At 72.6% G+C, this 14,305-nt stretch carries 15 protein-coding genes; 8 read left to right on the top strand and 7 right to left on the bottom strand.

Translation table 11 applies throughout. The features are described 5' to 3' along the window. The first annotated feature begins 151 nt into the window (after window positions 1–151). Both DLJ47_RS12630 and DLJ47_RS12625 read left to right on the top strand, forming a co-directional pair. Entirely contained in the window at window positions 152–1,078 is a 927-nt protein-coding gene (locus tag DLJ47_RS12630) for a polysaccharide deacetylase family protein (RefSeq protein ID WP_233257803.1), read from the top strand. 59 nt (window positions 1,079–1,137) lie between these two features. Continuing rightward, a complete protein-coding gene (locus DLJ47_RS12625; protein WP_109900220.1) occupies window positions 1,138–1,437 on the top strand; it encodes a DUF1540 domain-containing protein in 300 nt (99 codons plus the stop codon). A gap of 66 nt (window positions 1,438–1,503) precedes the next feature. Here DLJ47_RS12625 and DLJ47_RS12620 read toward each other — a convergent pair whose 3' ends face one another. Next, window positions 1,504–3,510 carry a protein meaA gene (locus tag DLJ47_RS12620; RefSeq protein ID WP_109900219.1) on the bottom strand — a complete coding sequence of 669 codons (2,007 nt, stop codon included), beginning with the start codon at window positions 3,508–3,510 and terminating at the stop codon, window positions 1,504–1,506. A gap of 152 nt (window positions 3,511–3,662) precedes the next feature. Between DLJ47_RS12620 and DLJ47_RS12615 the strand changes: the two genes are divergently transcribed. Together DLJ47_RS12615 and DLJ47_RS12610 are read left to right on the top strand one after the other, a co-directional pair. After that, window positions 3,663–4,511, top strand: coding sequence for an ABC transporter ATP-binding protein (locus DLJ47_RS12615; protein WP_109900218.1), 849 nt, complete (start codon window positions 3,663–3,665; stop codon window positions 4,509–4,511). Then, window positions 4,508–5,353: an ABC transporter permease gene (locus DLJ47_RS12610; protein WP_109900217.1), complete on the top strand. Its 846-nt coding sequence runs from the start codon at window positions 4,508–4,510 to the stop codon at window positions 5,351–5,353. Before DLJ47_RS12615 ends, DLJ47_RS12610 begins: the two co-directional genes overlap by 4 nt. A gap of 31 nt (window positions 5,354–5,384) precedes the next feature. Here DLJ47_RS12610 and DLJ47_RS12605 read toward each other — a convergent pair whose 3' ends face one another. After that, window positions 5,385–6,278 (bottom strand): ArsR/SmtB family transcription factor, encoded by an 894-nt coding sequence (locus DLJ47_RS12605; RefSeq protein ID WP_233257802.1) that lies wholly within the window; start codon window positions 6,276–6,278, stop codon window positions 5,385–5,387. A gap of 119 nt (window positions 6,279–6,397) precedes the next feature. Between DLJ47_RS12605 and DLJ47_RS12600 the strand changes: the two genes are divergently transcribed. Beyond that, a complete protein-coding gene (locus tag DLJ47_RS12600) occupies window positions 6,398–7,582 on the top strand; it encodes an MFS transporter (protein ID WP_109900215.1) in 1,185 nt (394 codons plus the stop codon). Between the two features lie 21 nt (window positions 7,583–7,603). On the opposite strand, the gene DLJ47_RS12595 is transcribed toward DLJ47_RS12600, so the two are convergent. Then, window positions 7,604–8,452 (bottom strand): 3-hydroxyacyl-CoA dehydrogenase family protein, encoded by an 849-nt coding sequence (locus DLJ47_RS12595; protein ID WP_109900214.1) that lies wholly within the window; start codon window positions 8,450–8,452, stop codon window positions 7,604–7,606. Between the two features lie 129 nt (window positions 8,453–8,581). Continuing rightward, the gene (gene murA, locus DLJ47_RS12590) at window positions 8,582–10,024 is read right to left on the bottom strand and encodes a UDP-N-acetylglucosamine 1-carboxyvinyltransferase (protein ID WP_109900213.1); all 1,443 of its coding nucleotides are present in this window, start codon (window positions 10,022–10,024) and stop codon (window positions 8,582–8,584) included. Between murA and DLJ47_RS12585 the strand changes: the two genes are divergently transcribed. The 3 genes from DLJ47_RS12585 to DLJ47_RS12575 are packed head-to-tail and all read left to right on the top strand — an operon-like array spanning window position 10,023 to window position 12,209. After that, window positions 10,023–10,595 (top strand): cob(I)yrinic acid a,c-diamide adenosyltransferase, encoded by a 573-nt coding sequence (locus DLJ47_RS12585; RefSeq protein WP_109900212.1) that lies wholly within the window; start codon window positions 10,023–10,025, stop codon window positions 10,593–10,595. The two genes, murA and DLJ47_RS12585, sit on opposite strands and share 2 nt — an antisense overlap. 50 nt (window positions 10,596–10,645) lie before the next feature. Then, window positions 10,646–11,020: a VOC family protein gene (locus tag DLJ47_RS12580; RefSeq protein WP_393347055.1), complete on the top strand. Its 375-nt coding sequence runs from the start codon at window positions 10,646–10,648 to the stop codon at window positions 11,018–11,020. A gap of 43 nt (window positions 11,021–11,063) precedes the next feature. Next, window positions 11,064–12,209, top strand: coding sequence for a DUF4241 domain-containing protein (locus tag DLJ47_RS12575; RefSeq protein WP_146228085.1), 1,146 nt, complete (start codon window positions 11,064–11,066; stop codon window positions 12,207–12,209). Window positions 12,210–12,246: 37 nt separating this feature from the next. On the opposite strand, the gene DLJ47_RS12570 is transcribed toward DLJ47_RS12575, so the two are convergent. From DLJ47_RS12570 to DLJ47_RS12560, 3 genes are all read right to left on the bottom strand, one after another. After that, window positions 12,247–12,702 (bottom strand): DUF2550 domain-containing protein, encoded by a 456-nt coding sequence (locus tag DLJ47_RS12570; protein ID WP_109900209.1) that lies wholly within the window; start codon window positions 12,700–12,702, stop codon window positions 12,247–12,249. 12 nt (window positions 12,703–12,714) lie between these two features. Next, window positions 12,715–12,999 (bottom strand): F0F1 ATP synthase subunit epsilon, encoded by a 285-nt coding sequence (locus tag DLJ47_RS12565; protein ID WP_088992202.1) that lies wholly within the window; start codon window positions 12,997–12,999, stop codon window positions 12,715–12,717. Window positions 13,000–13,089: 90 nt separating this feature from the next. Then, the gene (locus DLJ47_RS12560) at window positions 13,090–14,232 is read right to left on the bottom strand and encodes an LCP family protein (protein ID WP_109900208.1); all 1,143 of its coding nucleotides are present in this window, start codon (window positions 14,230–14,232) and stop codon (window positions 13,090–13,092) included. Between the last annotated feature and the right edge of the window lie 73 nt (window positions 14,233–14,305).

Genomic DNA, 14,305 nt, shown 5'->3' with positions numbered 1-14,305 from the left:
CGCCCCCTCCTGCGCCCCGGCTGACCGCAAGGTCGGTTGCGGGCCACGACCCGAGACCGGAGCGTCCGCCCCCACCGTCACCGGCCGCTTCCAACCACCGGCCCGCTGGTCCGGGCCACACGAGCCGAGGCGACGCTGCGATCATCTTGCGGTGCCCGTGAAGATTCCCCGCGTTCCACTCGTCGCGGTCCTCGCCGCCGTGGTCGCGGCGGCCGCCCTGCTGACCGGCCCCAGCCCGCTCCGTGCGCCGGCCAGCGCCGGCATGGTCCGGATGCCGGCGGCCGTACCCGCCACGCAGTCCCCGGCGCCGGCCACGCCGCCGGCATCGGCACCCGCCTCGGCACCGCCGGTCACCGCCCGGCCCGGGATCGGCGCGGGACTGCCGGGCGCCACCCCGGTCGGGAGCCTGCCCCCCGTCGTCGACCACGGACCGCGTACCGGGAACAAGGTGGCGCTCACCTTCGACGCGGACATGACCGACGCGATGCGGCGCCAGCTGCGCAGCGGCGCGGTGCGGTCGTACGCGAACCTGAAGATCATCGACCTGCTGGAGCGGGAGCGGGTGCCGGCCACCTTCTTCCTCACCGGCATGTGGGTCGAGCAGTACCCGGCGCTCACCCGCCGGCTGGCCGCCAACCCGCGCTTCGAGCTGGCCAACCACACGTACGGGCATCTGGCCTTCACCCCGGACTGCTACGGCCTCCCCCGGGTCCCCGAGCGGGAGATGACCGCCGACGTGGCCCGGACGTTCGACCTGGTGGCCGGGTACGGCGGGCGGCAGACCCGCTACTTCCGCTTCCCCGGCCTGTGTCACGACCGCAAGGCGCTCGCCGCGCTGGCCCCGCTCGGGTTGACAGTGGTGGACGGGGACGTGGTCAGCGGCGATCCGTTCGCGAAGTCCTGGCGGCCGGTGGTGCGGGCGGCGCTGACCGGGGTCCGTCCGGGCTCGGTGATCATCCTGCACGTGACGGAAGCGAACGCGCCCATGACGGACGAGGCGCTGCCGCACATCCTGGCCGGACTGGCCGAGCGCGGCCTGGAGCCCGCCCCGCTGTCGGAAGTGCTCGGGCAGGGCTGAATCCCGATCAGGAAGGCCGGCAAATCCCTAGAATCTACGCAAGACTAGAGGAGGTCGGCATGACCGCAGCGATGGAGATGCCCCGCGTCCAGGAGTGCGTGGTCGCGGCGTGCGCCTACAACCACACCGGCGACTGCCACGCGTTCGCCATCACGATCGGCAGCATGGACCACGCGCACTGCCACACGTTCATCGAGATGCCCGCCGTCCAGGCCGGCGTGGACGGCCTGATCGCGCAGGTCGGCGCCTGCCAGCGGGCCGACTGCCGGCACAACGACCAGCTGGAGTGCCACGCACCGGCGATCAAGGTCGGCCCGGACAACGACATGGCCGACTGCATCACCTACGACCAGCGCTGACCGGCCTGAGCGAGAACCAGCGCTGACCCGCCGCCACCGCCCCGGTGGTCGGTGACGGCGGGGGCCTCAGCGCAGACCGTTGGCCTGCCGAACCACGGTGACGAGCTCGTCGATGATGCCGGTGAGGGCGAAGTCCTTCGGCGTGAAGACCCGGGCCACCCCGGCGGCGCGCAGCTGCTCCGCGTCGGCCGCCGGGATGATGCCGCCGACCACCACGGGCAGGTCCGACCGGCCGGCGGCACGCAGCCCGTCCAGCACCGCGGGCACCGCGGCCAGGTGCGAGCCGGAGAGCACGGAGAGCCCGACCAGGTCCACGTCCTCCTCGACGGCGGCGGCGACGATCTGTCCGGCGGTCAGCCGGATGCCCTGGTAGACCACCTCGAAGCCGGCGTCGCGGGCGCGTACCGCGATCTGCTCGGCGCCGTTGGAGTGCCCGTCCAGGCCGGGCTTGCCGACCAGCAGCCGCAGCCGGCCACTGCCCAACTCGCGGGCGGTGGCGGCGACCCGCTCGCGCACCCCGGCGAGCCCGGCGTCCGCGCCGGCCCCGGCGCCACCGGCCAGCCCGGTCGGCGCCCGGTACTCGCCGAAGACCTGCCGCAGCGCGCCGGCCCACTCGCCGGTGGTCACCCCGGCCCGCACGCACTCCAGCGTCGCCGGCATCAGGTTCGTGCTGGTCGCGGCGTCCGCGCGGAGCCGGGCCAGGGCCGCGTCGACCGCTGCCGCGTCCCGGTTGGCCCGCCATTCGCGGACGGCGACCGCGGCGGACTTCTCCACCGCCGGGTCCACCTGTTCGATCGCCTCGGCACCGGCCGCGGTCAGCGGCGACGGCTCGGTCTCGGTGAACCGGTTGACGCCGACCACCACGTCGGTGCCGGCCTCCATCCGGCGCCGCCGCTCGGCCAGCGAGGCGACCAGCGCGCTCTTCAGATAGCCGGTCTCCACGGCGGTGACCACGCCGCCCATCTCCAGCACCTTCGCCAGCTCGACCCGGGCCCCGGTGACGATCTCGTCGACCAGCGCGGTCATCACGTGCGAGCCGGCGAACAGGTCGGGGTACTCGAGCAGGTCCGACTCGTACGCCAGGACCTGCTGCATGCGCAGCGACCACTGCTGGTCCCACGGCCGGGGCAGGCCGAGCGCCTCGTTCCAGGCCGGCAGTTGCACGGCGCGGGCCCGGGCGTCCCGGGAGAGGGTGACGCCGAGCATCTCCAGCACGATCCGCTGGATGTTGTTCTCCGGCTGCGCCTCGGTCAGCCCCAGCGAGTTGACCTGTACGCCGTAGCGGAACCGCCGCTGCTTCGGGTCCTCGACCCCGTAGCGGTCCCGGGTGATCTCGTCCCAGAGCGCGCCGAAGGCGCGCATCTTGGCGATCTCCTCGACGAAGCGGACCCCGGCGTTGACGAAGAACGAGATCCGCTGCACCACGTCGCCCATCCGTTCGGCGGGCACCTGGCCGGAGTCGCGTACCGCGTCGAGCACGGCGACCGCGGTGGCCAGCGCGAAGCCGACCTCCTGCACGGGCGTCGCGCCGGCCTCCTGGAGGTGGTACGAGCAGATGTTGACCGGGTTCCAGCGCGGCATCTCGCGCAGGGTGTACGCGATGACGTCCGCGGTGAGCCGCAGCGACGCCGCCGGCGGGAAGATGTACGTCCCCCGGGACAGGTACTCCTTGATGATGTCGTTCTGCGTGGTGCCCGCGCAGCGGGCCAGCTCGGCCCCCTGCTCGGCGCCGACCGTGCCGTAGAGGGCGAGCAGCCACATCGCCGGCGCGTTGATGGTCATCGAGGTGTTCATCTCGGCCAGCGGGATGCCGTCGAAGAGGGCCCGCATGTCGCCGAGGTGGGCGACCGGCACCCCGACCCGGCCGACCTCGCCGGCGGCGAGTTCGTGGTCCGGGTCGTAGCCGGTCTGGGTGGGCAGATCGAAGGCGACCGACAGGCCGGTCTGCCCCTTGGCCAGGTTGCGGCGGAAGAGCGCGTTGGTCGCGGCGGCCGAGGAGTGCCCGGCGTAGGTGCGCATCACCCAGGGGCGGTCGCGCTCGGGCAGCCGGCCGGGGGGAGCCTTCTCGTCCATGGCCGGAGTCTAAGTTACCGTTCAGTCACCGGCGCTGTGGAAAACCACACAGCTCCATGGAGGGGACGTCCGGGTGCCAACCGCCCGGCATGGCGGGGACCACCACACCCCCGGCCGGCCGGCCCCGCCGCCCAGGTCGCACACTTGACGGCATGGATGACGAGCTCGCGATCTCCGTCCGGGGGCTGCGCAAGGCGTACGGGGACACCGTCGCGGTGGCGGGCGTCGACCTCGACGTGCGCCGGGGCGAGGTGTTCGCCCTGCTCGGCCCGAACGGCGCGGGCAAGACCACCACGGTGGAGATCCTGGAGGGCTTCCGGCGCCGGGACGCCGGCGAGGTCTCGGTGCTCGGCAGTGATCCGGCGCAGCCGGCCGCGGACTGGCGCTCCCGGGTGGGCATCGTGCTGCAGGGCACCGGCGAGTTCGACGAGCTGACCGTCGGCGAGGTGGTCCGCCACTTCGCCGGGTTCTACGCCGACGCCGACGACCCGGACAAGGTCGTCGAGCGGGTCGGCCTGGCCGGCAAGGCGAAGGCCCGCACGCACACCCTCTCCGGCGGCCAGAAGCGCCGGCTCGACGTGGCGCTCGGCATCGTCGGCCGGCCCGAGCTGCTCTTCCTCGACGAGCCGACCACCGGTTTCGACCCGGAGGCGCGGCGCGAGTTCTGGGAGCTGATCCGGGACCTGGCCGCGGCCGGCACCACCATCCTGCTGACCACCCACTACCTGGACGAGGCCGAGGCGCTGGCCGACCGGGTCGGGGTGATCGCTGGCGGCCGGCTGGTCGAGGTCGCCGCGCCGAACCGGCTCGGCAACCGGCAGGAGGCGCTGGCCACGGTCTCCTGGCGTACGCCGGAGGGGGCGTTGGAGAGCGTCGAGAGCGCCACGCCGACGGCGCTGGTGGCGGAGCTGGCCGCGCGCTTCGGCGGCGAGGTGCCCGGCCTCACGGTGACCCGGCCGACCCTGGAGGACATCTACCTCACCATGATCGGACACGCATGACCGCCACCATGAAGCCGGCCCCGCGGGCCGCCGTGGCACCGGCGCGGCGGCGGGGCCCGGCGGCCCTCGCCCTGCGGCAGGGCCGGTTGGAGATCACCCAGTTCCTGCGCAGCCGGGAGTCCGTCGTGTTCACGATGGGCTTCCCGGTCATCATGATCCTGATCTTCGCGGCGATCTTCAGCGACGAGATCGCCCCCGGGGTCAGCTACACCCAATACTTCATCACCGGGATGATCGCCACCGGCCTGATGACCGTCAGCTTCCAGAACCTCGGCATCTGGATCCCGATCGAGCGCGACCGGGGAGTGCTCAAGCGCTACCGGGGCACGCCGATGCCGAAGTGGGTGTGGTTCGCCGGCAAGGTGCTGATGGTGGTCGCCATCGGCGTCGCGGAGACGGTGCTGCTGCTCGCCGTCTCGGTGGCGCTGTTCGACCTGGAGCTGCCCGGCACCGCGGCGAAGTGGCTGACCTTCGGCTGGGTGTCGGTGCTCGGTGTGACCGCCTGCACCCTGTGCGGCATCGCCATCTCGTCGCTGGCCCGCACCGCGCGCAGCGGGTCGGCGGTGGTCACCCCGGTGGCGCTGGTGCTCCAGTTCATCTCCGGGGTGTTCTTCGTCTTCACCGAGCTGCCGTCCTGGATGCAGCAGGTGGCGGCGATCTTCCCGCTGAAGTGGATGTGCCAGGGCCTGCGGTCGGTCTTCCTGCCGGAGAGCTTCGGCGCGCAGGAGCCGGCCGGATCGTTCGAGCTGGGTCGGGTCGCCCTGGTGCTCGCCGTGTGGTGCGTCGTCGGCCTGGTGCTCTGCCTGACCACCTTCCGCTGGACCACCAAGCGCGACGGCTGACCCGGCGGGGCGACCGGGGCCGAGCCTCCGCTCAGCCGCTGGCGGCGAGTGCGTCGCCGAGCGGCGTACGCCAGTAGAGCACCTCGCGCCCGGACCGCCGCTTGCTGACCGCTCCCGCGTCCAGCAGCACCCGGAGGTGGTCGCTGACCGTCCCGAGGGACAGCCCGGTCACCACCACGAGCTGCGAGGTGCTCAGCGGGGTGTCCAGCCGGGCGAGGATGTTGGCCCGGTTCGCGCCGATCAGCCGGGCGAGCCCGTCGGGCGCCGGTGAGGTGGGATCGACCAGGATCCCGCGCGCCGGGTACACCATCCCGAACCGGGTCGGCCGGTCCCAGACCACCCAGCCGCGCCCGCAGTGCGCCGGGACGAGGAACAGCTGCTCGGCCCCGCTCAGCGACAGCGGCGGCTCCGGGTAGTCGTTGACCTGGAGGCGGCCGTCGCCCACCCAGCGCACGTTGCGGTTGAGGTCGGCGAACACTCCGGCCCAGCCGCCCCTGCTCAACGCCGCGGTACGGGCCACGATGTCCGCCCGGAGCCGGCGTTCCCGCTCCGGCCACTCCGGCTCGACGGTGTGCGTCCAGACCCAGTCGAGGAGTTCCACCACCTGCCCGGTGAGGCCGTCCGCCAGCAGTTCGGCGGCGAGCGGCTCCGGGCGGGTGGCGCGCAGGTCGGCCCGGATCCGCTCGTCGGGCAACCGCCCGACGGCGGCCAGCTCCGCCGCGAACGTCGGTTCCGGCGAGGCGGGCGCGATGGTGAGGAAGTCGGCGACCCACCGGGGGTTGAACGACGCGGGCAGCAGCGCCCGGGCCACCGGCCGGGCGCCCAGCATCCGCCGGAACGCCTCGACGTGCGGCCCTCGCCAGGCCCGCTGCCAGGGAGTACGGGCGTCGTACAGCGCGCGCAGCGCGGCGACCGTGTCGACCATCGGGGAGACCGTGAAGCGGCTGCGCGCGAGCAGATCCGATGGCACCTGCCAGACGCCCACGTTTCGCCTCCGGACGTAACTCTACGGGATACCACCCGGCGCCCCGCACGATCGTGCCCGTGAGAACGTACGCAGACCTGTTCGCCGCCCGCGAGTTCCGCAACCTGTTCCTGGCCAACTGCGCGGGGATCGCCGGGCACACCACGTCGGCCCTGGCGCTGGGCGCACTGACCTACGCGTCGACCGGCTCGGCGCTGCTCACCGCGCTGAGCATGTTCGGCGCACCGCTGGCCGGCGTGCTCGGCAGCCTGACGCTGCTGTCGGCCGCGGACAGCCTGCCTCCGCGCCGGGCGCTCACCCTCGCCGCGGTGCTGGTCACCGTCGGAGCGGCGGTGCAGGCGGTGCCCGGGCTGCCACTGTGGGCCCGCTTCACGATCATCTTCGTCAGCGCGTACGTCGGCTCGATCACCGGTGGGGCGAGGTGGGCGCTGCTCACCGACATCCTGCCGGCCGACGCCTACGTACTGGCCCGGGCCACCATGAACACGAGCGTCGGGGTGATGCAGATAGCCGGGTTCGGCCTGGCCGGCGCCCTGCTCGTGTGGCTGAGCCCGTACCAGGTGTTCCTGCTCGCCGCGGTGCTCCGGGCGGTGGCCGCCGCGGTGGGCTGGTTCGGGCTGTCCGAACGCCCGGTCCGGGTCACCGAGCGGACGACGGTCGCGCGCACCCTGCGGGTCAACCGGGAACTCTGGGCGGACCCGGGCCGGCGGTCCCTCTTCTTGAACCTGTGGGTGCCGGGTGGCCTGGTCGTCGGGTGCGAGGCGCTCTTCGTCCCGTACGCCGGTGACCGCGCCGGGTTCCTGTTCGCCGCCGCCGCCCTCGGCATGCTGATCGGTGACGTGGTGGTGGGGCGGTTCCTGACCGGAGCCCGCCGGGAGCGGTGGGTTCCCGGACTGCGGCTGCTGCTCGCGGTGCCGTACCTGGTGTTCCTGCTGTCACCGCCGCTGCCACTGGCCATGGTCGTCGCGTTGGTCGCGTCGGTCGGCTTCGCCGGCGGACTGCCGTTGCAGGAGCGGTTGATCGCCCACTCCCCACCCGAGGCCCGGGGCCAGGTGCTCGGCCTGCACCAGAACGGCATGATGGCCGGGCAGGCGGTGTGCGCCGCGTTGGCCGGCACGGTCGCGGACCTGGTCCCGGCCAACCGGGCCGTCGCGCTGCTCGCCGCGGCGGCGCTGGCGGCCACGCTGGTGCTCACCGCCGGACTGCGGCGGACCGCCCCCGCGGTGGCGGGAGCGGTCCGTTGAGCGGCCGGGGGCGCGCCACCGTCAGTACGTGTAGAAGCCCTTGCCGGTCTTGCGGCCCAGGTCGCCGGCGGTGACCATGCGCTGGAGCAGCTCCGGCGGGAAGAACTTCTCGTCCGCGGTGTCGGTGTAGATGTTCTTCGAGGCGTGCAGCAGCACGTCCACGCCGGTCAGGTCGGTGGTGGCCAGGGGGCCCATGGCGTGGCCGAAGCCGAGCCGGCACGCGGTGTCCAGGTCCTCCGCCGACACCACACCGGACTCGACCAGCTTGACCGCCTCCACCACCAGCGCGGCGATCAGCCGGGTGGTGACGAAGCCGGCGATGTCCCGGTTGACCACGACCACCGTCTTGCCGATCTCCTCGGCGAACGCCTTCACGGTGGCCAGCGTCTGGTCGCTGGTCTTGTAGCCGCGGACCAGCTCGCAGAGCTTCATCATCGGCACCGGCGAGAAGAAGTGCGTGCCGACCACGGCCTCCGGGCGCTCGGTGACCGCGGCGATCTGCGTCACCGGGATGGCCGAGGTGTTGGTGGCCAGCACCGCGTCCGACTTGCAGATCTTGTCCAGCGCCCGGAACACCTCGTGCTTGACGTCCAGCCGCTCGAAGACCGCCTCCACCACGATGTCGGCGTCCGCGGCCGCCTCCAGGTCGGTGGTCGGGGTGATCCGGCCCAGCGTCGCCTCGACCTCGGACGCCTCGATCTTGCCCTTCTCGGCGAACTTCTCCAGCGACTTCCGGATGCCGTCCAGGCCGCGCCGGGTGGCCGCGTCGTCCAGGTCCCGCAGCGTCACCTGCCAGCCAGCCTGCGCCGCCACCTGGGCGATGCCCGAGCCCATCAGCCCGGCCCCGACGACCGCGAGTCGACCCGCCATCTGCTTACTCCCTCGCCTGAATGAATGTCTGCCAGCACCCTAGTCATGACCGAACGCACCGGGCGCAGCGAGGGCCGTGCGGGCATGACCAGCCAGTCTGTCGGCGAGCCTGAACGACTGCTAAGGCACTCAGATGGTGACCGCCGGCTCCTCCGGGGCGACGCCCCGCTCCACCGCGACGCCGAGCGCCCGCAGGTCGGCCACGAAGTCCGGGTAGCCGCGGTCCACGTGGTGCACGTGGGAGACCTCGGTGACCCCGTCGGCGCAGAGGCCGGCGATGATCAGCCCGGCGCCGGCCCGGATGTCGGTGGCCTGCACCGGGGCGCCGGAGAGCCGTTCCCGGCCCCGGACCACGGCGTGGTGGCCGTCGGTCTTGATGTCCGCGCCGAGCCGCATCATCTCGTTGGCGAACATGAACCGCCCGTCGAAGATGTTCTCGGTGATCAGCGAGGCGCCGTCGCTGACCGCGGCCAGCCCGATCGCCATCGGCAGCAGGTCGGTGGCGAAGCCGGGGTACGGCAGCGTCACCACGTCCACCGCTTGCGGCCGGTCGTCCATCCGGACCCGGAAGGCGTCCGCCCGCGTCTCCACCAGGCCACCGGCCGAGACCACCTTGTCCAGCGCCACCTCGAGGAACGCCGGGTCCACCCCGGTCACGGTCACGTCGCCGCGGGTCATCGCCGCGCCGAAGGCCCAGGTGCCGGCGACGATCCGGTCCCCCACCGTGGCGTGCCGCACCGGCCGCAGGTCGGACACGCCCTCGATGTGCAGGGTGGAGGTGCCGGCCCCGGAGATGTGGGCGCCCATCTGGTTGAGCATGGTGCAGATGTCGACGATCTCCGGTTCCCGGGCGGCGTTGTCGATCACGCTCGGGCCGCGGGCCAGCACCGCCGCCATCACCAGGTTCTCGGTCGCCCCGACGCTGGGGAAGTCGAGCACGATGTCGGCCCCGTGCAGGCCGTGCGGCGCGGCGGCGATCACGAAGCCGTGTTCGCCGGAGATCTCGGCGCCCATCCGGGTCAGCCCGGAGATGTGCATGTCCAGGCCGCGGGAGCCGATCGCGTCACCGCCGGGGTGGGCCACCCGCACGTATCCGCGCCGGGCGAGCAGCGGGCCGAGCACGCAGATCGACGCGCGCAGCCGGCGGACCAGGTCGTAGTCGGCCGCCGTGTCCGGCTGGTCGGGCACGTCGATGGTGACCGACAGGGAGCGGGCGGCCCCGCCCCGGGCGACCATCGGGTCGACCGGGTCGTCGGGGTCGAAGCGCACCGCGCAGCCGAGCCGGCGGAGCACCTCCCCCATGATCGCGATGTCGGTGATCCGGGGCACGTTGGTGATCACGCTGGGGCCGGGGGCGAGCAGCGCGGCCGCCATCAGCTTCAAAGCGGAGTTCTTGGCCCCCACCACGTGCACCGTGCCGGCCAGCCGGGCGCCGCCGTTCACCCGGATCACGTCGACGTCGTTGACCGCCGGGTCGCCCGCGTCGCCGGGGCCCACCCCGGCCGGCCAGCCGGCGGCGGGGTCCGGCCGCGCCGGGATCGTCAGGTCCGGTATCCGTAGGCTGTGCGTCATGGCCGTCCACCTCACGCGCATCTACACCAAGGCCGGCGACGCCGGCATGACCAGGCTGAGCAACAACGAGCAGGTGCCGAAGACCGATCCCCGGATCGCCGCGTACGCCGACGTCGACGAGTGCAACGCGGCGATCGGCGTGGCGCTGGCGCTGGGCCAGCTCGACGACGAGCTGCGGGCGGTGCTCGCCGTCGTCCAGAACGACCTGTTCGACGTGGGCGCCGACCTGGCCACCCCGGTCGAACCGGACCCGAAGTACCCGCCGCTGCGGGTCACCGAGGAGTACGTCGAGCGCCTCGAGGGCTGGTGCGACGAGTACAACGCACGCCTGAGCAAGCTCGACTCCTTCATCCTCCCCGGCGGCACCGCTGGCGCGGCGCTGCTGCACGTGGCGCGGACGACCGCCCGGCGCGCCGAGCGTGCGGCGTGGGCCCTGGTCAGCCATGACTCCGAGCGGACCAGCACTCTCCCGGCAAAGTATCTCAACCGGCTCTCCGACCTGCTGTTCATCCTGTCAAGAACGGCAAATCCGGACGGAGATGTGCTATGGGTTCCCGGCGGTAAGCGCTGACCGCGCAGCCGCCGACACCGCCCCTTTCCCGCGTGGGCGGGTTGCACCACGTGGAAATCTGGGTACCCGACCTGACGGCCGCCCGCCGGAGCTGGGGCTGGCTCCTGGGCGAGCTGGGCTGGACGCCGTTCCAGGAGTGGCCGGCCGGCCGCTCCTGGCGGCTCGGCCCGACCTACCTGGTGCTGGAGGAGTCTCCCGCGCTCTCCGGGCGGCGGCACGACCGGCTCGCCCCGGGCCTCAACCACCTGGCCTTCCACGCCGGCCCGCCGACCGCCGTGGATCGGCTGGTCGCCGCGGCGCCGGCGCACGGCTGGACACTCCTCTTCCCCGACCGCCATCCGCACGCCGGCGGGCCGGGAACTCACGCCGCCTACCTCACCGACAACCAGGGGTACGAGGTCGAACTGGTCGCCGCCGTCGACTAGACCGGGGCGGCGGCGACCGGCGTGCCGCCGCTAGGGTACGCCGGTGACGGATACCCGAAACGTGGTGTACGCCGACGGCTGGGACGGATCGGTCGTCAACCCACTGAGTCGGACGGAAGCCGAGGCGCGCGACGCGGCGGGCACGCCGTACGCGGTGCTGCTGCTGGCGGACGGCCGGCCGGAATGCGTGCTGGCGATGTCGTGGGCCGACGGTTACTGCGGCACCACCCGCTTCGACCACCGGGGGCGACGGGTGGCCGCCGACGAGTGGCGCCGGACGCCCGACGGCGACCTGTTCCTGCGCTGCCGCCGCACCTGGAACGGCCCGGACAGCATCGGCGAGCACGAGTTCCCGCACGTGGCGGCTCGGCACGCCACGACGTACCGGTTGAACGGCCGCCGGCACGACATCGACGAACCGCAGGGTGACCGGGGCGGTCGGCTGGACACGTCCCGGATCGAGGCGGCACCCCGGACGCCCCGGCCGGCCTTCGGCGTCTGGCACGACCTGCTCGGCCTGGCCGCGGGCGTCCGGCTCGTGGCAGCCGCCGCCGACGGGCTGCCCGTGACGTCGGACGGGGAACCGCCCTGGCGACCGCCCCGGCCGATGGCGCCTGGAGATGTCGAGAACCTCTTCGTCGAGGGATCGGAGCGGACCGTCGCCGGCGGCGCCGAGCGGGCCCGGCTGGAGGTACGCCAGGTCGGCGACGTCCACCTGCCGTCCGGGCGGTTGATCGCGACCGACCCGGCGTGGCTGGAGCATGATGCCGTCCCGTACACCGTCACCGTTCCGCCCGGCCGTTACCCGGTGACGCTCAGCCTGGCCCGGATCGGCGACGACCCCCGCCACCTGCGCGTGGCGGCCGCTCGGTTGGACGTCACCGACCGGCCGGTACGGAGCTGGGAGATGGCGCTGCGACCGGGGCAGGACCCGATCGACCTGGGCCACGACGAGTTCTTCGGGTTCGGCGTGGACGCCGGGATGGCCTGCTTCGTGGACGCCGACGAGGCCGCCGGCCGGATCGACACGTGGCGGGAACTCGGGTTCGGGGACGAGGCGTACCTGCGCGCCGGCGACGGCGGGATGGTGCTCTGGCTCAGCGGGTGGGGCGACGGGGCGTACCCGACCTGGATCGGGCGGGACGTCGAGGGCGCGGTGGCCTGCTTCGTGGCGGACATGCTGCTCTGACCGTCCGGCTGGCCGGGTCGGTCGGCAGCAGCGGGGGTCAGGCCGCGGGCCAGTCCTGGGAGGCCAGACGCGGCGAGACCGCCCCGGGTGGGGCGGCCTCGAGCCAGGAGAGGAATCCGGTGACGGTGGATCGCGCCATGGCGATCTCGACCGGAGCGTGGTGACTGGTACACCGGAGGATGACCCAGTCGGCGGGCATGGAGAGCCGCTCCTGACCCTCGGGAAGGCGGCGGCGCTCGACCGCCAGGCCCTTGCGCGACAGCACCCGCTTGGGGCGCAGGGCGAAGCTGAACATCCGGTACCAGCGGAGTTCGTCGCCGACGAACCGGCCGAAGCCGGGCGACCAGCCACGGCCGTCGAGCATGGTGGAGACCCGGACGCTGAGTCGGATGATGCCACCGCTACGGGTGACCACCGCTCGCCGGACGAAGAGGATCAGCAGCGCGCCGAGGATCACGGCGATGCCGATTCCGATCCCTTCGACGATCTCCATCGGCGGTACGGCTCAGCGGCTCTGCGCGGCGGATACCGGGGTGGCGCTCTCGGCCAGGACGGTCACGCCCTCGGCGCTCACCGACAGGAAGCCGCCGGCCACCTCGTAGGAGACCTGCTCGCCGCCGGCGAGCTTGATGCGTACCTGCCCGGGCTCGGCGAGCTGGCCGAGCAGCGGCGCGTGCCCCGGCAGCACACCCAGCTCACCCTCGGTCGTCCGGGCGACGACCATCTCGGCCTCGCCGGACCAGACCTTCTCCTCGACGGCTACGAGCTCGACGTGAAGCTGCTGTGCCACGCTGTCTCCTTGCTGCGGCGGCGGATTGCCGAAAGTCTAGTCCCGCCGCCGGAGCGCCCCCAAGGCGGGTGGCGAGAGCTACGCCACGCCCTACTTGGTCTTGTTCTGGAAGTCCGGGTGCTCCAGCAGGAACGCGTCCAACTGCTCGTTGTGCAGCGCGGTGAAGAAGTCGTCCACCTCGGGCTTGAACGCCTCGCCGCGGTACTTGCCGTTCTCCGTCACCCCGCCGCCGGGCAGCTTCACCATCTGGATGGTCTCCGGACGGATGTTCTTCAGCGCGAGCCCGAAGTCGACCACGCTGTGGCCGCGGCCGTTGAAGATCAGCGACTGCCCGGCGGCCCGGAGCACCCGGTCCAGCTTGAGCGGGTTGGTCACCACGTCAGCGCTGAACGCCTGGCCGACCATGGCCTTGACGAACTGCTGCTGGTGACGCTGCCGGCCGTAGTCGCCGTCCGGGACGCCGTTCTTCGGGTAGCGCTGCCGGACGTAGTCCAGCGCCTGCCAGCCCTTGAGGTGCTGGTTGCCCTTCTTGTAGACCGCCTGCGGGCCGATGTAGCCCTCACCGTTCGGGTTGCCCTTGCGGTGCTTGCCGTCCGGCTCCCGGTGCTCGGAGCGCACCTCGCGCTCGATGTACATGTCGACGCCGCCCATCGCGTCGACGATCTTCTGAAAGCCGGTGAAGTTGATGATCGCCCCGGCGTCGAAGCGCTTGATCCCGGTCACGTCCTGCACGGTCATGGCGAGCAGCTCGAAACCGCGGGCCGCGTCGGGGTTCTTCCCCGGCACCCGGCTGCCGTACGACATGGCGGCGTTGAGCTTGTCGGTGCCGCCGTTGAAGTCGGCCTTGCTGAACCTCGGGATCTCCACGATGAGGTCGCGGGGCATGGAGAAGAGGTAGGCCCGGTCCATCGTGGCGGGCACGTGCAGCACCATGACCGAGTCGGCCAGCGGCGGCGTCTCCGGGTTGCGCGGGTCGATGCCCACCAGCAGGATGTTCAGCGGACCCTTGATGTCGCTCTTGCGTTCCTTCGCGCCGGCGGCCTGGTCGCCGAAGAGGTCGGCCTTGCCCACCGCGCCCTCGTAGCGAGCCATCAGCGCCTCCGCGCCGACCAGCACCGCCCCGCTGAGCAGCATCAGCACGGCGCCGAACACGGTGCAGACGCGGGCCCACCGGGGCACACCCGCCCAGATGGACGGCCGCTTGCCGCCCTTGCCGGCCTTACCCACGATCATCTCCGTTCGTCACGCCCACGATCAGGAGACGGGCGCACCCAGCCGAATGGTTGCCATAGACCAACGCTCATTC

This window comes from Micromonospora sp. S4605, assembly GCF_003176715.1.
GTDB lineage: Bacteria > Actinomycetota > Actinomycetes > Mycobacteriales > Micromonosporaceae > Micromonospora > Micromonospora echinaurantiaca.
This window is presented reverse-complemented; position numbering and strand designations above follow the sequence as displayed.

Coding starts and splice junctions, on each gene's coding strand:
- DLJ47_RS12625 (WP_109900220.1), top strand. CDS start 1,138: ATGACCGCAGCGATGGAGATGCCCCGCGTCCAGGAGTGCGTGGTCGCG.
- murA (WP_109900213.1), bottom strand. CDS start 10,024: ATGACGCACAGCCTACGGATACCGGACCTGACGATCCCGGCGCGGCCG.
- DLJ47_RS12585 (WP_109900212.1), top strand. CDS start 10,023: ATGGCCGTCCACCTCACGCGCATCTACACCAAGGCCGGCGACGCCGGC.
- DLJ47_RS12610 (WP_109900217.1), top strand. CDS start 4,508: ATGACCGCCACCATGAAGCCGGCCCCGCGGGCCGCCGTGGCACCGGCG.
- DLJ47_RS12615 (WP_109900218.1), top strand. CDS start 3,663: ATGGATGACGAGCTCGCGATCTCCGTCCGGGGGCTGCGCAAGGCGTAC.
- DLJ47_RS12620 (WP_109900219.1), bottom strand. CDS start 3,510: ATGGACGAGAAGGCTCCCCCCGGCCGGCTGCCCGAGCGCGACCGCCCC.
- DLJ47_RS12595 (WP_109900214.1), bottom strand. CDS start 8,452: ATGGCGGGTCGACTCGCGGTCGTCGGGGCCGGGCTGATGGGCTCGGGC.
- DLJ47_RS12570 (WP_109900209.1), bottom strand. CDS start 12,702: ATGGAGATCGTCGAAGGGATCGGAATCGGCATCGCCGTGATCCTCGGC.
- DLJ47_RS12605 (WP_233257802.1), bottom strand. CDS start 6,278: ATGGTCGACACGGTCGCCGCGCTGCGCGCGCTGTACGACGCCCGTACT.
- DLJ47_RS12560 (WP_109900208.1), bottom strand. CDS start 14,232: ATGATCGTGGGTAAGGCCGGCAAGGGCGGCAAGCGGCCGTCCATCTGG.